At 52.2% G+C, this 16,544-nt stretch carries 16 protein-coding genes; 2 read left to right on the top strand and 14 right to left on the bottom strand.

What is annotated here, in order from left to right; translation table 11 throughout:
- Nucleotides 1-250 precede the first annotated feature (250 nt).
- The 5 genes from srmB to rppH form a co-directional block, all read right to left on the bottom strand.
- Nucleotides 251-1,633: an ATP-dependent RNA helicase SrmB gene (gene srmB / locus ACJROR_RS10675; RefSeq protein ID WP_406042981.1), complete on the bottom strand. Its 1,383-nt coding sequence runs from the start codon at nucleotides 1,631-1,633 to the stop codon at nucleotides 251-253.
- Between the two features lie 173 nt (nucleotides 1,634-1,806).
- On the bottom strand, nucleotides 1,807-2,457 hold the full coding sequence (gene coaE / locus ACJROR_RS10670; RefSeq protein ID WP_406547040.1) for a dephospho-CoA kinase: 651 nt from the start codon (nucleotides 2,455-2,457) through the stop codon (nucleotides 1,807-1,809).
- A 23-nt stretch (nucleotides 2,458-2,480) separates the two neighbouring features.
- Nucleotides 2,481-2,762, bottom strand: coding sequence for a succinate dehydrogenase assembly factor 2 (locus ACJROR_RS10665; protein WP_406547039.1), 282 nt, complete (start codon nucleotides 2,760-2,762; stop codon nucleotides 2,481-2,483).
- Between the two features lie 131 nt (nucleotides 2,763-2,893).
- On the bottom strand, nucleotides 2,894-3,688 hold the full coding sequence (thyA, locus tag ACJROR_RS10660; RefSeq protein ID WP_406547038.1) for a thymidylate synthase: 795 nt from the start codon (nucleotides 3,686-3,688) through the stop codon (nucleotides 2,894-2,896).
- Between the two features lie 138 nt (nucleotides 3,689-3,826).
- The gene (rppH, locus tag ACJROR_RS10655) at nucleotides 3,827-4,390 is read right to left on the bottom strand and encodes an RNA pyrophosphohydrolase (RefSeq protein ID WP_406547041.1); all 564 of its coding nucleotides are present in this window, start codon (nucleotides 4,388-4,390) and stop codon (nucleotides 3,827-3,829) included.
- Between the two features lie 589 nt (nucleotides 4,391-4,979).
- On the opposite strand from rppH, the gene ACJROR_RS10650 reads away from it, so the two are divergent.
- Nucleotides 4,980-5,333, top strand: a complete 354-nt coding sequence (locus tag ACJROR_RS10650) for an isoamylase early set domain-containing protein (RefSeq protein WP_406547037.1) — start codon at nucleotides 4,980-4,982, stop codon at nucleotides 5,331-5,333.
- A 529-nt stretch (nucleotides 5,334-5,862) separates the two neighbouring features.
- Here ACJROR_RS10650 and rplS read toward each other — a convergent pair.
- The 7 genes from rplS to mdh all read right to left on the bottom strand — a co-directional run bounded on the left by rplS (nucleotide 5,863) and on the right by mdh (nucleotide 11,906).
- Complete coding sequence (gene rplS, locus ACJROR_RS10645; protein WP_406547036.1) at nucleotides 5,863-6,228, bottom strand: 50S ribosomal protein L19; 366 nt, start codon at nucleotides 6,226-6,228, stop codon at nucleotides 5,863-5,865.
- A 56-nt stretch (nucleotides 6,229-6,284) separates the two neighbouring features.
- Nucleotides 6,285-7,022, bottom strand: a complete 738-nt coding sequence (trmD, locus tag ACJROR_RS10640; protein WP_406547035.1) for a tRNA (guanosine(37)-N1)-methyltransferase TrmD — start codon at nucleotides 7,020-7,022, stop codon at nucleotides 6,285-6,287.
- 21 nt (nucleotides 7,023-7,043) lie between these two features.
- Nucleotides 7,044-7,565, bottom strand: a complete 522-nt coding sequence (rimM, locus tag ACJROR_RS10635; protein WP_406042797.1) for a ribosome maturation factor RimM — start codon at nucleotides 7,563-7,565, stop codon at nucleotides 7,044-7,046.
- 25 nt (nucleotides 7,566-7,590) lie between these two features.
- Nucleotides 7,591-7,863: a 30S ribosomal protein S16 gene (gene rpsP, locus ACJROR_RS10630; RefSeq protein WP_406547034.1), complete on the bottom strand. Its 273-nt coding sequence runs from the start codon at nucleotides 7,861-7,863 to the stop codon at nucleotides 7,591-7,593.
- Between the two features lie 244 nt (nucleotides 7,864-8,107).
- Nucleotides 8,108-9,481 carry a signal recognition particle protein gene (gene ffh, locus ACJROR_RS10625; protein WP_406547033.1) on the bottom strand — a complete coding sequence of 458 codons (1,374 nt, stop codon included), beginning with the start codon at nucleotides 9,479-9,481 and terminating at the stop codon, nucleotides 8,108-8,110.
- 503 nt (nucleotides 9,482-9,984) lie between these two features.
- Nucleotides 9,985-10,695 (bottom strand): tetratricopeptide repeat protein, encoded by a 711-nt coding sequence (locus ACJROR_RS10620; protein WP_406547032.1) that lies wholly within the window; start codon nucleotides 10,693-10,695, stop codon nucleotides 9,985-9,987.
- 254 nt (nucleotides 10,696-10,949) lie between these two features.
- Nucleotides 10,950-11,906 (bottom strand): malate dehydrogenase, encoded by a 957-nt coding sequence (mdh, locus tag ACJROR_RS10615; protein ID WP_406547031.1) that lies wholly within the window; start codon nucleotides 11,904-11,906, stop codon nucleotides 10,950-10,952.
- A 490-nt stretch (nucleotides 11,907-12,396) separates the two neighbouring features.
- Between mdh and argR the strand changes: the two genes are divergently transcribed.
- Entirely contained in the window at nucleotides 12,397-12,879 is a 483-nt protein-coding gene (gene argR, locus ACJROR_RS10610) for a transcriptional regulator ArgR (protein WP_406547030.1), read from the top strand.
- A 186-nt stretch (nucleotides 12,880-13,065) separates the two neighbouring features.
- On the opposite strand, the gene acnB is transcribed toward argR, so the two are convergent.
- Both acnB and ampD read right to left on the bottom strand, forming a co-directional pair.
- A complete protein-coding gene (gene acnB / locus ACJROR_RS10605) occupies nucleotides 13,066-15,627 on the bottom strand; it encodes a bifunctional aconitate hydratase 2/2-methylisocitrate dehydratase (RefSeq protein WP_406547029.1) in 2,562 nt (853 codons plus the stop codon).
- Between the two features lie 154 nt (nucleotides 15,628-15,781).
- The gene (ampD, locus tag ACJROR_RS10600; RefSeq protein ID WP_406547028.1) at nucleotides 15,782-16,372 is read right to left on the bottom strand and encodes a 1,6-anhydro-N-acetylmuramyl-L-alanine amidase AmpD; all 591 of its coding nucleotides are present in this window, start codon (nucleotides 16,370-16,372) and stop codon (nucleotides 15,782-15,784) included.
- Nucleotides 16,373-16,544 lie beyond the last annotated feature (172 nt).

Raw genomic sequence — 16,544 nt, 5'->3', positions numbered from 1 at the left:
GAGGGCGGTAAAGCAGCTTAATTTTTACGTTACGGACGACAATCTCCGCAAGGTTCCCAGCCTGCATCGCTACGTTATTATGTTCGTCTATGGCAAATTCCTGATCAAAGAGGTGGTGTAAACCGACTGAAAAGAACAGGGAAAGCAAGAGGCAAATAAGCCTGTTCTCCTTTCCCTGCTCTTTCGGAAAATATAAACGTTATCCCCGGATAACGCCAAATACGCCGGATCTTGGTACTGCCAGCCGTTATCAGGACTCCTCTCCGTTCTTGTTTTCGTCCGGAGCGGCTTCATTTCGGAGAGCCTTCTTTGCTCTCTTGGCCGCAAAATCCGGCTTCCCCTTATTCTTTTTATCACGCAGGCGATCCTTGCTGTGCGGCTTCTTTTCCGGCTTTTCTCCGCCGAAATACCCTTTTTTGCTGTTTTTAGCCCGGTCTTTTCCGCTGTCATCCCGGGATTTTTTCTTTTTTCCTGAAAACTCCGGCACCCGGTTCTTCGGACGCAGGCTGTCAATCACTCTGGTATCCTGAATGTCCCCGGTATAACGCTGCACCTTTTCCAGCATGGGAACGTCATGAGCCTCCACCAGATTTATGGCGGTGCCCTTTCTGCCGGCTCTGGCGGTGCGCCCGATACGATGCACGTAAACATCGGCGGTTCTGGGCATATCAAAATTTATGACATGAGTAATATCGGTAATATCAATGCCGCGAGCCGCCACATCGGTAGCCACCAGAATTCTTACCGTGTTGTCCGTAAATTTTCTGAGGCCCTCAAGACGCTTCTCCTGATCCATCTCTCCCCTGAGATATGAAAAGCTGAAGCCGTCCCTGTCCAGCCGGGAGATAAGATTCTGCAGCCCCTCGCGGGTTTTAACAAAAACCAGAGCCTTTTCCACGGCCTTATCCCGCAAAAGAGCCTCTAAAAGCAGCGTTTTATGCTCCAGGGAATCGGCATAGTACTTGTACTGATTAATCTTCTTATGCTCGGATCTCGGAGCATCCACATGGAATTCCACCGGATCCTTAAGCACGGTATTGGCAAAGCGGTTCAGTATTTCTCCTTCCAGCGTGGCCGAAAACAGGAAGGTCTGCTCTCTCCGGTAGGCGGCCCGGGAGATTTCCCGCACATTGTCAATAAACCCCATGTCCAGCATTCTGTCGGCTTCATCCAGAACCAGAATCTCCACAGCCCGGATATCAAACATTTCCTTTCGGAGATATTCGATAAGACGTCCCGGGGTGGCAATCACAATGTCGGTTTTGCCGGTGAGCACCGGAAGCTGTTCCTCATGCTCCACGCCGCCGATAAGAGTGCCCACGGAAAGCCCCTTCAGGTATTTGCCGAGATCCCGGGCATGTTCGGAAACCTGCAGAGCCAGTTCTCTGGTAGGCACCAGCACCAGGATCCGGGCGAGACCCAGCTTTTTTGACGGAAAGTCAATAAGGTGCTGCAGCGCCGGCAGGATATACGCCGCCGTCTTGCCGGTGCCGGTGGGAGATTCGGCAAGAATGTCATGACCGTCCAGAGCTTCGGGAATTACCGCCTCCTGAACCTTGGTGGGCTTTTTGTACTGCAAATCCCCGATGGCATTAAGAAGTTTTTCATCTAATTCAAATTCGCTGAATTCCATAAAAGCCCTGTCCTGTAAAAAATATGCGCCGTTCCCGGAAAAGCCCAAAACCCCGGAAAAGCAGAAAACTAATAATAAGGATAATAATGAAGCTCTGAACTCCGGAGCTTACTGACAACCCATGAGATGCCGGAGGGCACTGCCTGTTTCCCCGGCATCGGAAGAGCCCCGCATCAGCTCTTTCCTGAAGGAGCGTTCCCGGAAATGCCTGCTATGATGTCCAGATACTTGAGATGCAGTTTTTTGATAACCGGTTCCAGATCCTCAGGGCGGGGCATATTCGAGCGGATGATATCATGACTTCTCCGCATTCTTTCATCCTGCGGCATCTGCTTCTCCACAATGCTCCTGGCAATGTCCCGGGAACAGTGATCCCGCTCCATGGTTCTCTGGATCTGAGTCTCCGTATCGGAAACCATGCACAATATCCGATCCGTAAGGGATTCCACGCCGTATTCAAAAAGCAGGGGAGCCTCAACCACCGTATATACGCCGCTGGCAGCCAAAATCTGCTTCTTCATTTCCGCCATGATCAGGGGATACATGATCCTGTTCAGCCGCTCCAGACTGGCGGCATCGCTGAAAACAAGTTCCCGGAGAGCTCTCCTGTCCAGGGAAAGTCCTCTGCCGTTCTCCGTTACCGATACCCCGAAGGCTTTCACTACTTCAGCGAGTCCCGGAGTTCCGGGAGCCACCACCATTCTGGCCACGGTATCAGAATTGATGACCGTGCAGCCATAGCTCCTGAAAAAGTTACTCACGGTGGACTTACCGGTGCCAATGCCGCCGGTGAGGCCAAGAATCCAATTTTTACAACCTTTCATAAACTTAAACCAGAGATGCCGGATTATTCCAGGCCCTGAGCCGCATCCGGAAAATCCTGTTTGTGGCAGGAGATGACAAGATCCACAATTTTCCGGAGATCCGGATCCTCAGGGGTTACATTTCTGAGCAGATAGCGAATAAGCTCCAGATCGGAACACAGAAGAAGCTTTTCATAGAAAGAAACGGTTTCTTCGGGAAGATCGGGAATATGCCTGGTAACAAAGGGCTCCAGCATAAGATCAATCTCCTTCATCCCTCTCCGGGACTGCCACTTCAGGGAATCAAGTCTGCCTGCTGTTATCATAACAATTCTGTCCTTTTCCTGTGGTTTTCGCTTTCTGCGGCGAGCTTCTTCTGCGTTTTTTCTGTCTGCTGCAACCTTTTTACTGCGGCGATCTTTTTCCGGAGCTCTCGGTAACCGCAGCCTCATTCATCTTATACGGCAATCGGAGCCTTGATCCCGGGCCAGGGATCGTAGCCTTCCAGAATAAAGTCTTCGTACTGGTAATCAAAAATCGAATCCGGCTTTCTGGCAAACCTGAGGCTGGGAAGCTTCCGTGGGGTTCTGGAAAGCTGCAGCTTCACCTGTTCAAAATGATTAAGGTAAATATGAACATCGCCGCCGGTCCAGACAAATTCTCCGGGGAGAAGATCACATTCCTCCGCAATCATGGAGATCAGAAAGGAATAGCTGGCAATGTTAAAGGGGAGCCCCAGGAAGGTGTCGCAGCTCCTCTGATACAGCTGACAGCTCAGACGGCCTTCCGAAACATAAAACTGAAACAGAGCATGACAGGGGGGCAGCTTCATCTCCGGAATATCGGCCGGATTCCAGGCGCTGACGATAAGTCTTCTGCTGTCCGGATTGCGCTTTATCTCATCAATAACCTGAGAAATCTGATCAATATGCCCGCCGTGATGATCCGGCCAGGAACGCCACTGGCTGCCGTACACCGGCCCCAGATTGCCGTCCTTATCGGCCCATTCGTCCCAGATGGTGACATTATGCTCATGAAGATACCTGATATTGGTATCCCCCTTTAAAAACCAAAGGAGCTCATAAATGATTGATTTGGTATGACACTTTTTGGTAGTAACCAGAGGAAATCCCTGGCTGAGATCAAAGCGCATCTGATACCCGAAAACGGATTTGGTGCCGACGCCGGTACGGTCATGCCGTTCCGTGCCATGCTCCATGATGTGTCTGAGAAGATCCAGATATTGCTTCATATAATTCAACACCCCTGACTGATTCCGCTCATTATACCCTACAGGGGGACAAATATCCCCTGTTAATAGGACGCGGGGTGTCGAATTTGGAGCTTCGGCATTCCTGAAGGGAATAATACCATCAGGCTGGGACAGGACTCAGTCGCCGTTCTGCCGCCGTTTGCTTCTGCCGGACTCCGGGAGCGTCCGATTGCCGGATATGCGGGACTCCGCCAGAGTTTCCGGAAAAAGAATGGCCTGAGAAAACTCCTTCAGTATTTTCCGGTAAACATCCTTCTTAAACGCCACCACCTGCCGGATAGGATACCAGAGGGACACCCAGCGCCAGTCATCGAATTCCGCCGGAACCGGAGATTTATGAAAGGCGATTTTTCTGTCCGCGCCCTCATTGATCCTGAGAAGGAACCACTTCTGCCGCTGCCCCAGACACACCGGCTTTTCATCCCAGTGCACCATTCTTGCGGGCAGGTTGTACTTGAGCCAGGAACGGGAGGACTGAATGTAGGTGACATCGTTTCGGGTCAGTCCCAGTTCCTCCTTAAGCTCGCGGTACATGGCTCCTTCGGGATTCTCCCCGTGCTTAATGCCGCCCTGAGGAAACTGCCAGGAATTCTGACCGATGCGCCGGGCCCAGAGCACCTGACCGGCGCTGTTGAATATGACTATCCCCACGTTCTGGCGATAGCCGTCTCCGTCAATCAGCTGCTGGTATCCCATAAACCCTCAAAAATCCTTAAACCCCAAACTGCGGCTTCTGCCCGCCCCAGAGCGCGTTTTGCCGCTCTCAGCAAAATACCGAAAGCCGGCGGCGCCGCAAACCTGAAAGCGGCTCAAAATAACAGCGTTCATAATAGCATACAAAAAGACCGGCCGGAATTCGGAGAACGGCACCGGATCCGATCCCCGTCCCGGAATCCCCGGCATTAAATGACAATTATTTTCATGAGCCCTTATCCCCGCGCTGAAACACCCCCCGGGATGAGCTTCCCGGAGCTCATTTAAAACTGAAAACCGCCCCTTTCCATTCTTGAAAAACGTTTTCATAACAAAATTCAATGAGGTAAATGAAAAAATAACGTTTTCAGTCACTTTTATCCATAAAAACCTTTACTATGATCACAGATAATAAATGCTTACAGCTTACGGAGATGCCGCAAGCTGTCATTTTCAGGCATTTCATGTTTACGATATTGTGATACAATCATCATTGTCGAAAGTCGGAATCACTTAAACGCAAAAAATATAATTAAAGATCCGAATTAACTCGTTTATGTAAAGGAGAACACGAAAAATGAGTACAACTGTTAAATTTCCTGCCAAGTCCGCCAAGGCCAAGGTTGTTAAAATTACCTTTGATGTAGCGCAGGATGCCGCTCAGGATGCCGCTACCATTGAACTTCTCTGCGATTTCAACGGCTGGGATCCGGTAGCTCTTAAGAAGTCAACTGCCAAGAAGAATGCCGGCAGCTTCTCTGTCACCATCGATATCCCTGAAAGCGAAATCAAGGAGTCTTATCAGTACAGATTCCACTATGTTATGGCTGACGGTTCTGAAAAGTATGATAACGACTGGAATGCCGATGAGTACATCGCCAATCCTTTCGGCGGCGAAAACTCCGTTGTTGTAGTAAAGAAAGCCAAGTAAGATTTGCGGCGAGGCAGCCCGGGTCATTCCAAAAGGCCATGAGCTGCTGACCAGAATAAAAATGGAGGGAGAGCTGATCTCCCTTTTTTATTTCCGATCTCCGGCGTCCTCCGAAGCCCTTTCAAGATTCCCCCGCATTTTCTTCTCTTTCCTGATAATTGCCCCCCCCCAGAGAGACAGCCTCTGCGGGAATTTTTGCCATACGCGGCAGTTTCAGGGGTAAATGGGCGGAGCCCCTTTAATCATTAAACAGGAAGCGCCGCAGGCGTCTTCCCTTCTTATTTATTATTCCGCGGAACTTTGCCTCAGTTCCCGCCTGGCCTCAGGTTCCCGCCTGCATTGACTGTGAGGGATAGCTGTGTCCGGGGACTCTCCCGCCGCGCCATTTCCCGAAAACACTCCCCGTATCTCTCCGAATAAACAGCCCGATCGGATCAGCCCATCCTGCTTCAGCTTCAGGCAAAAAAAAGCAGGAGAAACCCGGTTTCCCCTGCCGCCTGTCTAATAGGCTGATACAGAATATCTGTTATTAATCCTGAGCCTGGGTCTTGGTGACCAGCTTCTCGCGAATACGAGCAGCCTTACCCTTAAGATTACGGAGATAGTACAGCTTAGCGCGACGAACTCTGCCGTGACGGGTTACGGTTACAGATGAAATAAGCGGGCTGTGAGTCTGGAATACTCTTTCAATGCCTTCGCCGTTGGAAATCTTGCGTACGGTAAAGGAAGAATTCAAGCCGCGGTTGCGCTTGGCAATAACCACACCCTCATAAGCCTGAAGACGTTCCTTGTCACCTTCAACTACACGTACCTGAACGCGAACAGTGTCACCCGGTCTGAATGCCGGAATGTCGGTACGCATTTGTTCCTTTTCAATTTCGTCAATGATATTCATTTAAAATTCCTCATTATCTAGGATACACTGAAACTCCATACTGTTTCTGTCCTGCATTACTTCTTTGCAGAACGCAGATATAAAGCAAGTAGCTTTTCCTGCTCGTCAGTCAGAGCTAGATTCTTCAATATATCAGGCCTTCTTTCATAGGTTCTGGCCAGAGACATGCCAAGCCGCCATTTACGGATTTCCTGGTGATTGCCGCTGAGAAGCACCTCCGGAACTCGCATTCCGTCAATCTCCTCCGGCCTTGTATACTGCGGATAATCAAGAAGCCCCCGGACGAAGGAATCCTCCGCCGCGCTTTCCTGATCCCCCAGCACCCCCGGAATCATCCGGGAAACGGCATCTATCATGACCATGGCCGGAAGCTCGCCGCCGCTAAGCACATAGTCGCCGATGGACCATTCCTCATCAACCAGAGATTCAATTACCCTCTCATCTATCCCTTCATAGCGTCCGCACAGAAAAATAATTTCCCGGCGCCCGGCCATTTCCACAGCGGCTCCGTGAGAGAACACCCGGCCCTGGGGAGAGAGATAGATAACACTGGCTTCCGGCAAAAGCTCCTTGGCTTTCAGAATGGCGTCTCTGAGAGGCTGCACCATCATCAGCATTCCGGGGCCGCCGCCAAAGGGCCTTTCATCGACCTTCTGGTGCTTGTCGTAAGCAAAATCACGGGGATTTATGCAGTGAATCTCTATTAATCCGTTTTTGACTGCCCGCCTGGTCACTCCGAAATCGGTAATAGCCCGGAGCATTTCGGGAAATATGCTGATTACAGCAATTCTCATAAGCTCCTGCCTCAGCCCGAATCAGAAATCAGGTTCCCAATCAACCCGTATTACTTTCTCGGCAAGATTGACTTCCCGAATCACATTATCAATGTAGGGAAGCAGTCTTTCTCTGATTTCATACTGATCATCAATGTCGGCTTTTACCACAAGTACGTCATTGGCTCCTGTTTCCATAAGAGATTTTACCTTCCCCATGGAATACCCCTGAAGATTCACCACTCTGAGACCGATAAGATCCCGCCAGCGGTATTCTCCTTCAGGCAGATCCGGAAGCGAACTTCCTCTGATGCCAATTTCCATTCCCGTGTAGAGCTGCGCTTCCTCGCGAACATCGATTCCGGCGATCTTCGCAATAAAGCCGTCTCCGTGGCGTTTGTATTCCGCTATGGAAATCTCCCGCCAGTCACTCCCCGGAGCGCGACAAAACCAGGGGGTGTACGTAAAAAGACTTTCCGGATCCCCGGTATATGAATAAACCTTGAGCCAGCCCCGGATCCCGTATACGGCTCCGAACTTGCCCATAACTTCAGGCTTTTCCACTTCCATGAATCCTTCCTGTCCCCGATCAGGCCTGAGCGCTGCTCTCAGCCTCTAAGTCCTTAACAAGCTTCTTAACGCGGTCAGAAAGCTGAGCGCCCTTGGCCTGCCATGCCTTAACCTTCTCCAGGTCAATGACAAGTCTCTTCTCAGGACTGTCGGATCCCTTAAGAACCAGCGGATTGAAGTAGCCGAGATCTTCAAGAGTCTTGCCGGAAAGAGCACGGCGGGAATCTGCAACAACAACGTGATAGAAAGGACGCTTCTTAGCTCCGCCACGCTTTAAACGAATGATTACCATATCGTTCCTCTATTATTAACTTAAAAAATTAATTTCCGAAAGGCAAAAAACACCTTCCCTACCTTATTAGACAGGCGGCAAAATTTTAACCTTTAACACAGATTTTGCAAGCAGATTTTGCGATCCGTAACACTTTTCTCCCCGGAGCCGCAAAACCTTTTTTGCTGACTTTTCCCCAAACGCCGCCCGGAAATAAAAAGGGAGCATCCTGAGACACTCCCTTTCAGAATCAGCGTAACTCCGTTTAGCCGAAGAAGCCGCCCATGCCGCCGTTTCCGGCCATGGTTCTGGCAAGATTGATAAGCTTTCTGATGCCGCCCTGAGATCTCAGCTTCCGCATCATTTTCTTCATGGCATTAAACTGATGCAGGAGCCGGGTTACCTCGGCAACCTCCACTCCGGCGCCGTCGGCAATGCGCTTCTTCCGGCTGCCCTTGATAATGTCCGGATCTCTTCTCTCCTTCGGGGTCATGGAGTTAATGATGGCTTCCATGCGGTAAATGATTTTGTCATCCATCTTATCCTTCACCTCGTCAGGCATGGAGTTCATGCCCGGAAGCTTGTCCATAAGCCCCAGCATGCCGCCCATGCTGCGCATCTGGGCAATCTGACTCTTGAAGTCCTCCAGATCAAAATCCTTGCCTTCCATCATTTTCTGGGACATTTCGGCGGTCTTTTTCTTGTCGAACTTTCTTTCCATTTCTTCGACAAGCGAAAGCACATCGCCCATGTCCAGTATCCGGCTGGCCATTCTTTCGGGATAGAAGGGCTCGAGAGCGGCGATCTTTTCTCCCATGCCCGCAAACTTAATGGGCTTTCCGGTGATCTTTCTTACCGAAAGAGCCGCGCCGCCCCGGGCATCGCCGTCCAGCTTGGTGAGAATAACGCCGGTTAACGGGAGAGCGGCATTAAAGGCCTCAGCCGTATTGGCCGCATCCTGTCCGGTCATGGCATCAACAACAAACAGGGTTTCCACCGGATTAAGAGTCTTATGAAGAGCCTTAATCTCCTCCATCATGTCCTCATCCACATGAAGACGGCCGGCGGTATCAACGATAAGCACATCCGCAAACTGCTTCCGGGCGGCGGCAAGAGCGTTTGTTACGATATCAAGAGGCTTGTCTTCCGCCGTTGACGGAAAAAATGCCGCGCCCACATCCCGGGACAAGGTCTCCAGCTGATCAATGGCGGCAGGACGGTAAACGTCAGCAGACACCATCATGACGGATTTTTTCTTTCTTTCAATCAGGAATTTTGCCAGCTTGGCGGCGGAGGTGGTTTTGCCGGCGCCCTGCAGGCCTGCCATCAGAATTACTGCGGGAGGCTGCGTTGCGAAGCTGAGCTCCGCATTTTCAGAACCCATAACCTCCTTAAGCTCGTCATAGACAATCTTAAGGAATTCCTGCCCGGGATTGAGAGCCTGACTGACCTCGGTGCCCAGAGCCTTAGTCTTGACCTCGGCGATAAAGTCCTTTACCACCGGGAGAGCCACGTCCGCTTCGAGAAGAGCCAACCGCACCTCTCTTAAGGTTTCCTTGATATTATCTTCGGTAAGCCTGCCCTGTCCCATGACATTGCGAAGGCTCCTGGTTAAACGCTGAGACAGATTTTCAAACATACTGTTACCCTGAAGGAGTTTATTTTCTTTAACAATTCAACAAAAACAGGCCGAGCCCAAAGGACAGAACCGACTATCCTGCATTTCCGGCTTTTCAGTCCTATCCGGATGCCGCCGAAAGCTTCCCTGATTCTCAGCCGCAATGATCCTGAAGCGCGCCGGTATCCTCCGGCTCGCATTAAAGCCTGCGATGCCGCCGAAGGACGCGGCACATAATAGCACATTTTTAAGCGGTTTAGGCATTCCAAAAAACAGCGCTTTTCCGCTCCGCCAAGGCACCTTCCCGAAGGTCGGCGCTGTTTTTACCATGGTTTCTGCAGGCCCTCGAGGCCGGCCGGAAAATTTCCGTTCCGGGAAGGATTCGGCTTCTCTTATGAGAACCAAAACAACAAGGCCCTCCCCTGTAATGCGGGGAAGGCCGTTCCAATTTGCCGAAAGCGGAAAAATTATAATGTAAGGTTATGGTTTATGCGTTTCCGTTCCTTCAGCTTTTCTCTCCTGCGCTAATAAAAGCTTTTCCGAGCCGCTTCCGCCAGAACATTTTCCGGAATTCTGGACTCCAGCTCCTGAATGTAAAGAGTGATATATTCTTCCTCCCAGGGAGTGCTTTTCACGCTCTTCTTCAAAAGAACCCAAGCCTCCGGCATATCCTGAGCCGATCCCAGATCCCTTAAGAGCATCCCGGCCCAGTCGATTCTGGCAGGGACATAACCCATCTCAGCAGCCTCGCGCATTAATGCCTCGGCCTTTACCGTATCCTGAGCGACATAACGCCCCGTTTCATAGAAGAAACCCAGCTTCCTGAGCGCGGCCGGATAAGCCAGATCCGCGGCCTTTTCCAGGTAAAAAATGCCCATGGCCGTATCCCGGGGCACGCAGCTCCCGGTAAGGAGCATATGAGAATAGAGATAGTCGTAGGCGGCGGCCACGTGCTTCCGGGCCCGGAGCACAATATCATCAGAAAACTGACACGCATTCACATCCTTAAGGTTGTAAAGGTCTGTACCCAGAATCACCCATTCAGTAATTTCCTCGGGAGTATACACATGAACCAGCGGGGTTTCTCCGTTGGCATCCCGGAATTCCTTTACCGAAGCTTCCACCTTGCGGACATTGGGATCGTCCTCCTTTACGGAGGCCTCCACCGCAGCTGCCGTTCCCGCAGCAAAAAAACAGGAAAGGCCCATGAGAAGCAATGCTTTCTTGAACTTCATCAGAGACACCTCCTGTAAAAATTTTCCATGTACTCTCTTAGCGTCCCAAAACGGCAATAATTTATTTATTACCGAACCAAATTAATCATTTCCGGATAGCTGAATTGATATTTGATAACCGAGTCACATATTTATCGCAGCTTTGCTGCATACCTGCCGCAAAGCTTCAGCTTAAACCAATGCTGCTTCCTGTCATTAATGCTGAAAAAGGGGCCGGAGGCCCCTTTCTTTTAAGTTATCAGTCCTGCTCAGTATCAGGCATTGCCGTTAACAAAATCAACGCCCAGCTGAATGTCCTTCTTCAGGCCCGGCAGCATGTCATCAAGGCATTTCTTTTCATAGTCAGAAAGCTTGCCCACCGGCTTCAGGCCTGCCACGCCGTTCTGGCCCAGAAGCACCTGACGGGCGAAGAACGGAGCATACTCACCCTGTTCATCAGCCACGTAAGCGCTCTCCACCACTCCGGGAACGCCCTGAAGACCGGCCACAATGGCCAGAGCGAAACGAGCGCCGGCAGCAGCCATGGAAAGAGTGGCGGAACCGGCTCCGGCCTTGGCTTCCACAACCTCGGTTCCGGCGTTCTGCACCCGCTTGGTGAGCTTCTCAATCTCCTCGGCGGATACGGAATCATAGCCCAGAGCCTGGGAGAAAATCGGCAGAATAGTGGTGCCGGAATGGCCGCCGATAACCGGAATTCTGACAGAGCCTCTGCTGTAGCCGGTAACGTCGGCCCAGAAGGTTTCGGAACGCAGGGTATCCAGCATGGTTACCCCGAACAGCTTCTTGGCATAATCCTTGATCCCGGCCTTCTTGAGCACCTCGGCAGCCAGCGGCACCATGGTGTTAACAGGATTGGTAATAATGGCGATGCAGGCCTCGGGAGCATTCTTAGCCACAGCCTCCACCAGAGACTTCACAATGCCGGCATTGATCTTGAAAAGATCGCTTCTGTCCATGCCCGGCTTTCTGGCAACACCGGCCGGAATAACCACTACGCTGGCGCCCTTGACAGCTTCTGCCAGACCCTCGTCTCCGGTATAGCCCTTCACGTTAACGTCAGAAGGAATATGACTCAAATCAACAGCCACACCCGGAGTAAACGGAGCCACGTCATACAAAGCCAAATCTGAACCGGCAGGCAGCTTATTCTTTAAAAGAAGAGACAATGGCTGGCCAATACCGCCGGCAGCACCTAATACAGCAACTTTCATTACAAATTCCTCTAACAATACACGACTTTAAAACTTCAGATTCTGAATATCTTACCCCAATCACCGGAGAAAACCTTGACATCCTCCGCAAGCGGGTAAATTCCGCCGCAAGATCCGCCTCTCAGGTCGAACCGTAACAAACGGCGAAGCTATGCCGCTCCCGGCCAATTAATACCCGGGCAGAAGATCAGAGCTCCTGACTTAGCGCTCGTGCTTTCCGGGCGATAAAATGTTCACCGGCATTATAGCACGGACTTATAAGATGCCCTTTGACGGGGGGCCGTTTTTGCGAGGTTTTGCCCATTTTTACCGCAGAGGTATCCGTACCGTTTTCCGAGCTTTGTTTTCCGGAGATTTCCGGATCTCTCCCGGGAATAAGCCGCGCCTCTGCGCCATGTCCGGTTATCCGGAAAGTGTTTTGATTATTATGCGGTTTTGCTGCATAATTATTCACTGACCATATTGTGCGGCAATACCGGAATTCAAGCTCATGACTGATGCAAACAACAACGAGGCACTGGAACAGACCTTCAGAGAAATCCTGCAGGCGGAACGCTACGGATCCCAGGCTGAAATAGCGCAGGCCCTTGCCGAAAAGGGCTTTCAGAACATCAGTCAGTCAAAGGTATCCCGGATGCTGTCAAGGTTCGGCGCCGTCAGAACCCGCAACACCCGCATGGAAATGGTGTACTGCCTGCCGGAGGAGTTCGGCATCCCCACGGTGACGGGAACCATCAGATCCCTGGTGTTCGATGTCTCCCATAACAGGCATCTCATAGTCATGCATACCAGCCCGGGCAGCGCTCAGATGATCGCCCGGATGCTGGATTCCATCAGGAAATCCGAAGGCATTCTGGGCACCATTGCCGGTGATGACACCATCTTCATTGCCCCGAAAAACGAAAACGAAATCGAGGAGCTTACCCAGGCCATTTCAGAAATGTTCCTGGAAAACGATCGCGCGCCAGACTGATTCCGAAAGCAAAGCGCCTTATCCAAGGCTGACTCCCTGTGATCTCCCGGCCCTGCCGTCCCTGTCAGTGAAGCTGCTCCTTATCAGCCATAAAAAAAAGGAGAGCCTGAGCCCTCCTTAATCTTCAGGGGAAAACGCCCCTTTTATCAGCTGACTATATCAGCCCTGCTATTCATGCAGCCCTGTTTACTGATACTCCGGCATTTCATCAAAATGCAGGTAGGAGTAAATGCGATCCTCCTTGCCCTTAAGAGCGGCAACCTCCCGGAAATACTCCTCAGATGAAGGAAGATGGCCCAGTCTTGCGGTTACCGCAGCCAGCTCGGCGCTGCCGAGGTAAACATTGGCTCCCTGGCCCAAACGGTTCGGGAAGTTTCTGGTGGAGGTGGAAATCACCGTGGCATTATCCCGTACCCGGGCCTGATTGCCCATGCACAGGGAACAGCCCGGAATTTCGCAGCGGGTGCCCACTCTGCCAAAAATGCTGTAAAGCCCCTCATGAATGATTTCAGCGCGATCCATCTTGGTGGGGGGAGCGATCCAGAGCCGCACCGGGAGCTGCCCCTTCTGAGCGGACAGGATCTCGGCGGCGGCGCGGTAGTGTCCGATATTGGTCATGCAGGAGCCGATGAACACTTCATCGATGCTCTGACCGGAGACCTCGGAAAGCACCTTGGCATCGTCAGGGTCGTTAGGACAACAGACAATGGGCTCCTTGATGGCGGACATGTCAATGTCGATCACGGCGGCATATTCGGCGTCGGCATCGGCTCTGAGCAGCACCGGATTGGCCAGCCAGGCCTCCATGGCCTTGATGCGCCGGGAAAGAGCGTCCAGATCCTGATAACCCTCGTTCATCATCCATTTCAGAAGAGCGATATTGGACTTCAGGAAGGTAATCACCGATTCCTCATTAAGGGAAATGGTGCAGCCGGCGGCGGATCTTTCAGCGCTGGCATCAGCAAGCTCGAAGGCCTGCTCGCAGCTCAGATGCTCCAGTCCCTGGATTTCCAGAATGCGGCCCGAGAAAACATTGCGCTTGCCCTTCTTTTCCACCGTGAGAAGTCCCTGCTTAATGGCTTCCAGAGGAATGGCATGAACCAGATCTCTCAGGGTAATGCCGGGAGCCATCTTGCCGCTGAAACGCACCAGCACTGATTCCGGCATATCCAGCGGCATCACGCCGGTGGCAGCGGCAAAGGCCACAAGACCGGAACCGGCCGGGAAGGAAATGCCCATGGGGAAACGGGTGTGGGAATCGCCGCCGGTGCCCACGGTATCAGGAAGCACCATGCGGTTCAGCCAGCTGTGAATAACGCCGTCCCCCGGCTCCAGAGCAATGCCGCCCCGGGAGGTGATAAACTTCGGCAGGGTTTCGTGAGTCTTCACATCCACCGGCTTGGGATAGGCCGCAGTATGACAGAAGGACTGCATCACCAGATCCGCGCTGAATTTGAGACAGGCCAGATCCTTAAGCTCGTCCCGGGTCATGGGACCGGTGGTATCCTGAGAGCCCACCGTGGTCATGTGAGGCTCGCAGTAGGTGCCGGGACGCACTCCGGGAACGCCGCAGGCCCGTCCCACGATCTTCTGAGCCAGAGTATATCCCTTGCCGGTATCCGGAGCCATCGGCGGCTTCACAAAGAGATCGCTTTCCGGGAGAGAGAGGTATTTCCGCGCCTTTGCCGTGAGGCTTCTTCCGATAATCAGGGGAATGCGGCCTCCGGCGCGCACCTCGTCAAGAAGCACCTCCGTCTTGAGCCGGAAGGATGCTATTTCCGCGCCGTCGTCATGCTTCCGCACCTTTCCTTCATAGGGATATACGTCAATGACGTCTCCCATGCCAAGACCGGAAACATCAAATTCCACCGGAAGCGCTCCGGCATCCTCCATGGTATTGTAAAAAATCGGAGCGATCTTGCCGCCGAAGACAAAGCCGCCGGCCTTCTTGTTGGGAACATGGGGAATATCCTCGCCCATAAACCAGAGCACGCTGTTGGTGGCGCTCTTCCGGGAAGAACCGGTGCCTACCACATCCCCCACATAAACCAGGGGAAAGCCCTTCCGGCGCAGATCCTCAATGGCGGACACCGGGCCTCTGACTCCGGGCTCGTCCGGAACAATGCCGGGTCTTTCGTTTTTAAGCATGGCCAGCGCATGGAGCGGAATATCCGGTCTGCTCCAGGCATCCGGAGCCGGGGAAAGATCATCGGTATTGGTTTCTCCGGGCACCTTGAATACCGTGAGGGTGATCTTATCCTGAAGCTTCGGCCGGGAGGTAAACCACTCGCCCTCGGCCCAGGATTTAATAACCGCCGCCGCATTGGCAGAGCCCTTGTCAGCCAGAGCAGCCACTTTGTCAAAGGCATCAAAAATCAAAATGGTATGGGAAAGAGCCGTGGCGGCAGCGCTGCCCAAGTCAGGGTCTTCCAGAAGATCAATAAGGCAGGAGACGTTATAGCCGCCCTGCATGGTGCCCAGAAGCTCCACCGCTCTGGTCCTGGTAATAAGCGGACTTGACACCTTTCCGCGGGCCACAGCATTTAAAAAGTCTGCCTTCACCTTGGCAGCCTCGTCCACTCCGGGAGGGATACTGTTCTCCAGAAGATCAATAAGCTCCTGCTCCGAGCCCTGAGGCGGGTTCTCCAGCAATGAAACAAGTTCTTTGACATCAGTCTCGGACAGCGGCTTTGGAACCACACCAAGGCGGCAGCGTTCCTCTGCCTGGGCATGATAAGAATCTAACACTGTAAACTCCTTATAGAAAGTAAGCATGGAAAGGGATCGCCCCTCGTATCCTACGATTATAGCCACAAGGAGCGAATGAAGTCATGAATACGTAGCGTATTTCTGCAAAATTCCCGGGCCTCAGGCCGAAACGCCGGGAGCGGGAATAAAGAACTCAGAGATTCCGCAGGTTTTCCAGATCATTTTTGAAGCGCTGCCAGTCAAAGGCCGGTCCCGGATCGGTCTTCCGGCCCGGAGCGATATCCTGATGGCCGGTAATGCGGGAGGGGGTAATGTCAGGATAAGCCTTCATCAAGGCCAGAGTCAGAAAGCCCAGGGTGCGGTACTGCATATCGGTATAGGGGAGGATATCGGTGCCCTCCAGCTCTATCCCTACAGAAAAGTCATTACAGGCGCTCCGGCCCTCATATGAAGATTTCCCGGCATGCCAGGCCCGCTTAAGACAGGAAACAAACTGCACGGTTTCCCCCTGTCTCGTGATAAAAAAGTGCGAGCTCACCTCTAAATCCTTAATGGTCTCAAAATAAGGATCCTCGGCCACCGGGAGATTGCCGGCAAAAAACCGTTCCACATAGCCGCCCCCGAATTTTCCGGGAGGGAGGGAAATATTATGAATCACCAGAAGACTGATTTCCCCGGCGGGTCTCTCATTAAAATGCGAGCTTCTTACTATTCTGGCCCCCTGCATCCAGCCGTCAGTTATTACCGGAACGGATTTCAGGGAGCAATCGGTCAGGTCAGTCATGCTAACTCCGTCTGCTAAAAATTACTGAGAGGGCGTAAAAAAGGGGAGCCGCGCTCCCCCTTTTGAAAGTTATTCAGTTACCTGGGTCTCAGGCAAAAACCACGCCGTAAGGACGCTCGTTTTCCCGGATAAACCGCACCTTTTCAGAAGACTGCACGCCGTCATCCACAGT

Origin of the sequence: Succinimonas sp. (assembly GCF_045225735.1) — a bacterium.
In the GTDB taxonomy this organism is placed as follows: Bacteria; Pseudomonadota; Gammaproteobacteria; order Enterobacterales; family Succinivibrionaceae; genus Succinimonas.
This window is presented reverse-complemented; position numbering and strand designations above follow the sequence as displayed.

Bases quoted from the DNA above. Each gene is read 5' to 3' on its own strand.
- coaE (WP_406547040.1), bottom strand. From the start codon at position 2,457: ATGAAAGGTTGTAAAAATTGGATTCTTGGCCTCACCGGCGGCATTGGC.
- rplS (WP_406547036.1), bottom strand. From the start codon at position 6,228: ATGAATATCATTGACGAAATTGAAAAGGAACAAATGCGTACCGACATT.
- ACJROR_RS10650 (WP_406547037.1), top strand. From the start codon at position 4,980: ATGAGTACAACTGTTAAATTTCCTGCCAAGTCCGCCAAGGCCAAGGTT.
- argR (WP_406547030.1), top strand. From the start codon at position 12,397: ATGACTGATGCAAACAACAACGAGGCACTGGAACAGACCTTCAGAGAA.
- ACJROR_RS10665 (WP_406547039.1), bottom strand. From the start codon at position 2,762: ATGATAACAGCAGGCAGACTTGATTCCCTGAAGTGGCAGTCCCGGAGA.
- ACJROR_RS10620 (WP_406547032.1), bottom strand. From the start codon at position 10,695: ATGAAGTTCAAGAAAGCATTGCTTCTCATGGGCCTTTCCTGTTTTTTT.
- thyA (WP_406547038.1), bottom strand. From the start codon at position 3,688: ATGAAGCAATATCTGGATCTTCTCAGACACATCATGGAGCATGGCACG.
- rpsP (WP_406547034.1), bottom strand. From the start codon at position 7,863: ATGGTAATCATTCGTTTAAAGCGTGGCGGAGCTAAGAAGCGTCCTTTC.
- ffh (WP_406547033.1), bottom strand. From the start codon at position 9,481: ATGTTTGAAAATCTGTCTCAGCGTTTAACCAGGAGCCTTCGCAATGTC.
- srmB (WP_406042981.1), bottom strand. From the start codon at position 1,633: ATGGAATTCAGCGAATTTGAATTAGATGAAAAACTTCTTAATGCCATC.
- trmD (WP_406547035.1), bottom strand. From the start codon at position 7,022: ATGAGAATTGCTGTAATCAGCATATTTCCCGAAATGCTCCGGGCTATT.
- mdh (WP_406547031.1), bottom strand. From the start codon at position 11,906: ATGAAAGTTGCTGTATTAGGTGCTGCCGGCGGTATTGGCCAGCCATTG.
- ampD (WP_406547028.1), bottom strand. From the start codon at position 16,372: ATGACTGACCTGACCGATTGCTCCCTGAAATCCGTTCCGGTAATAACT.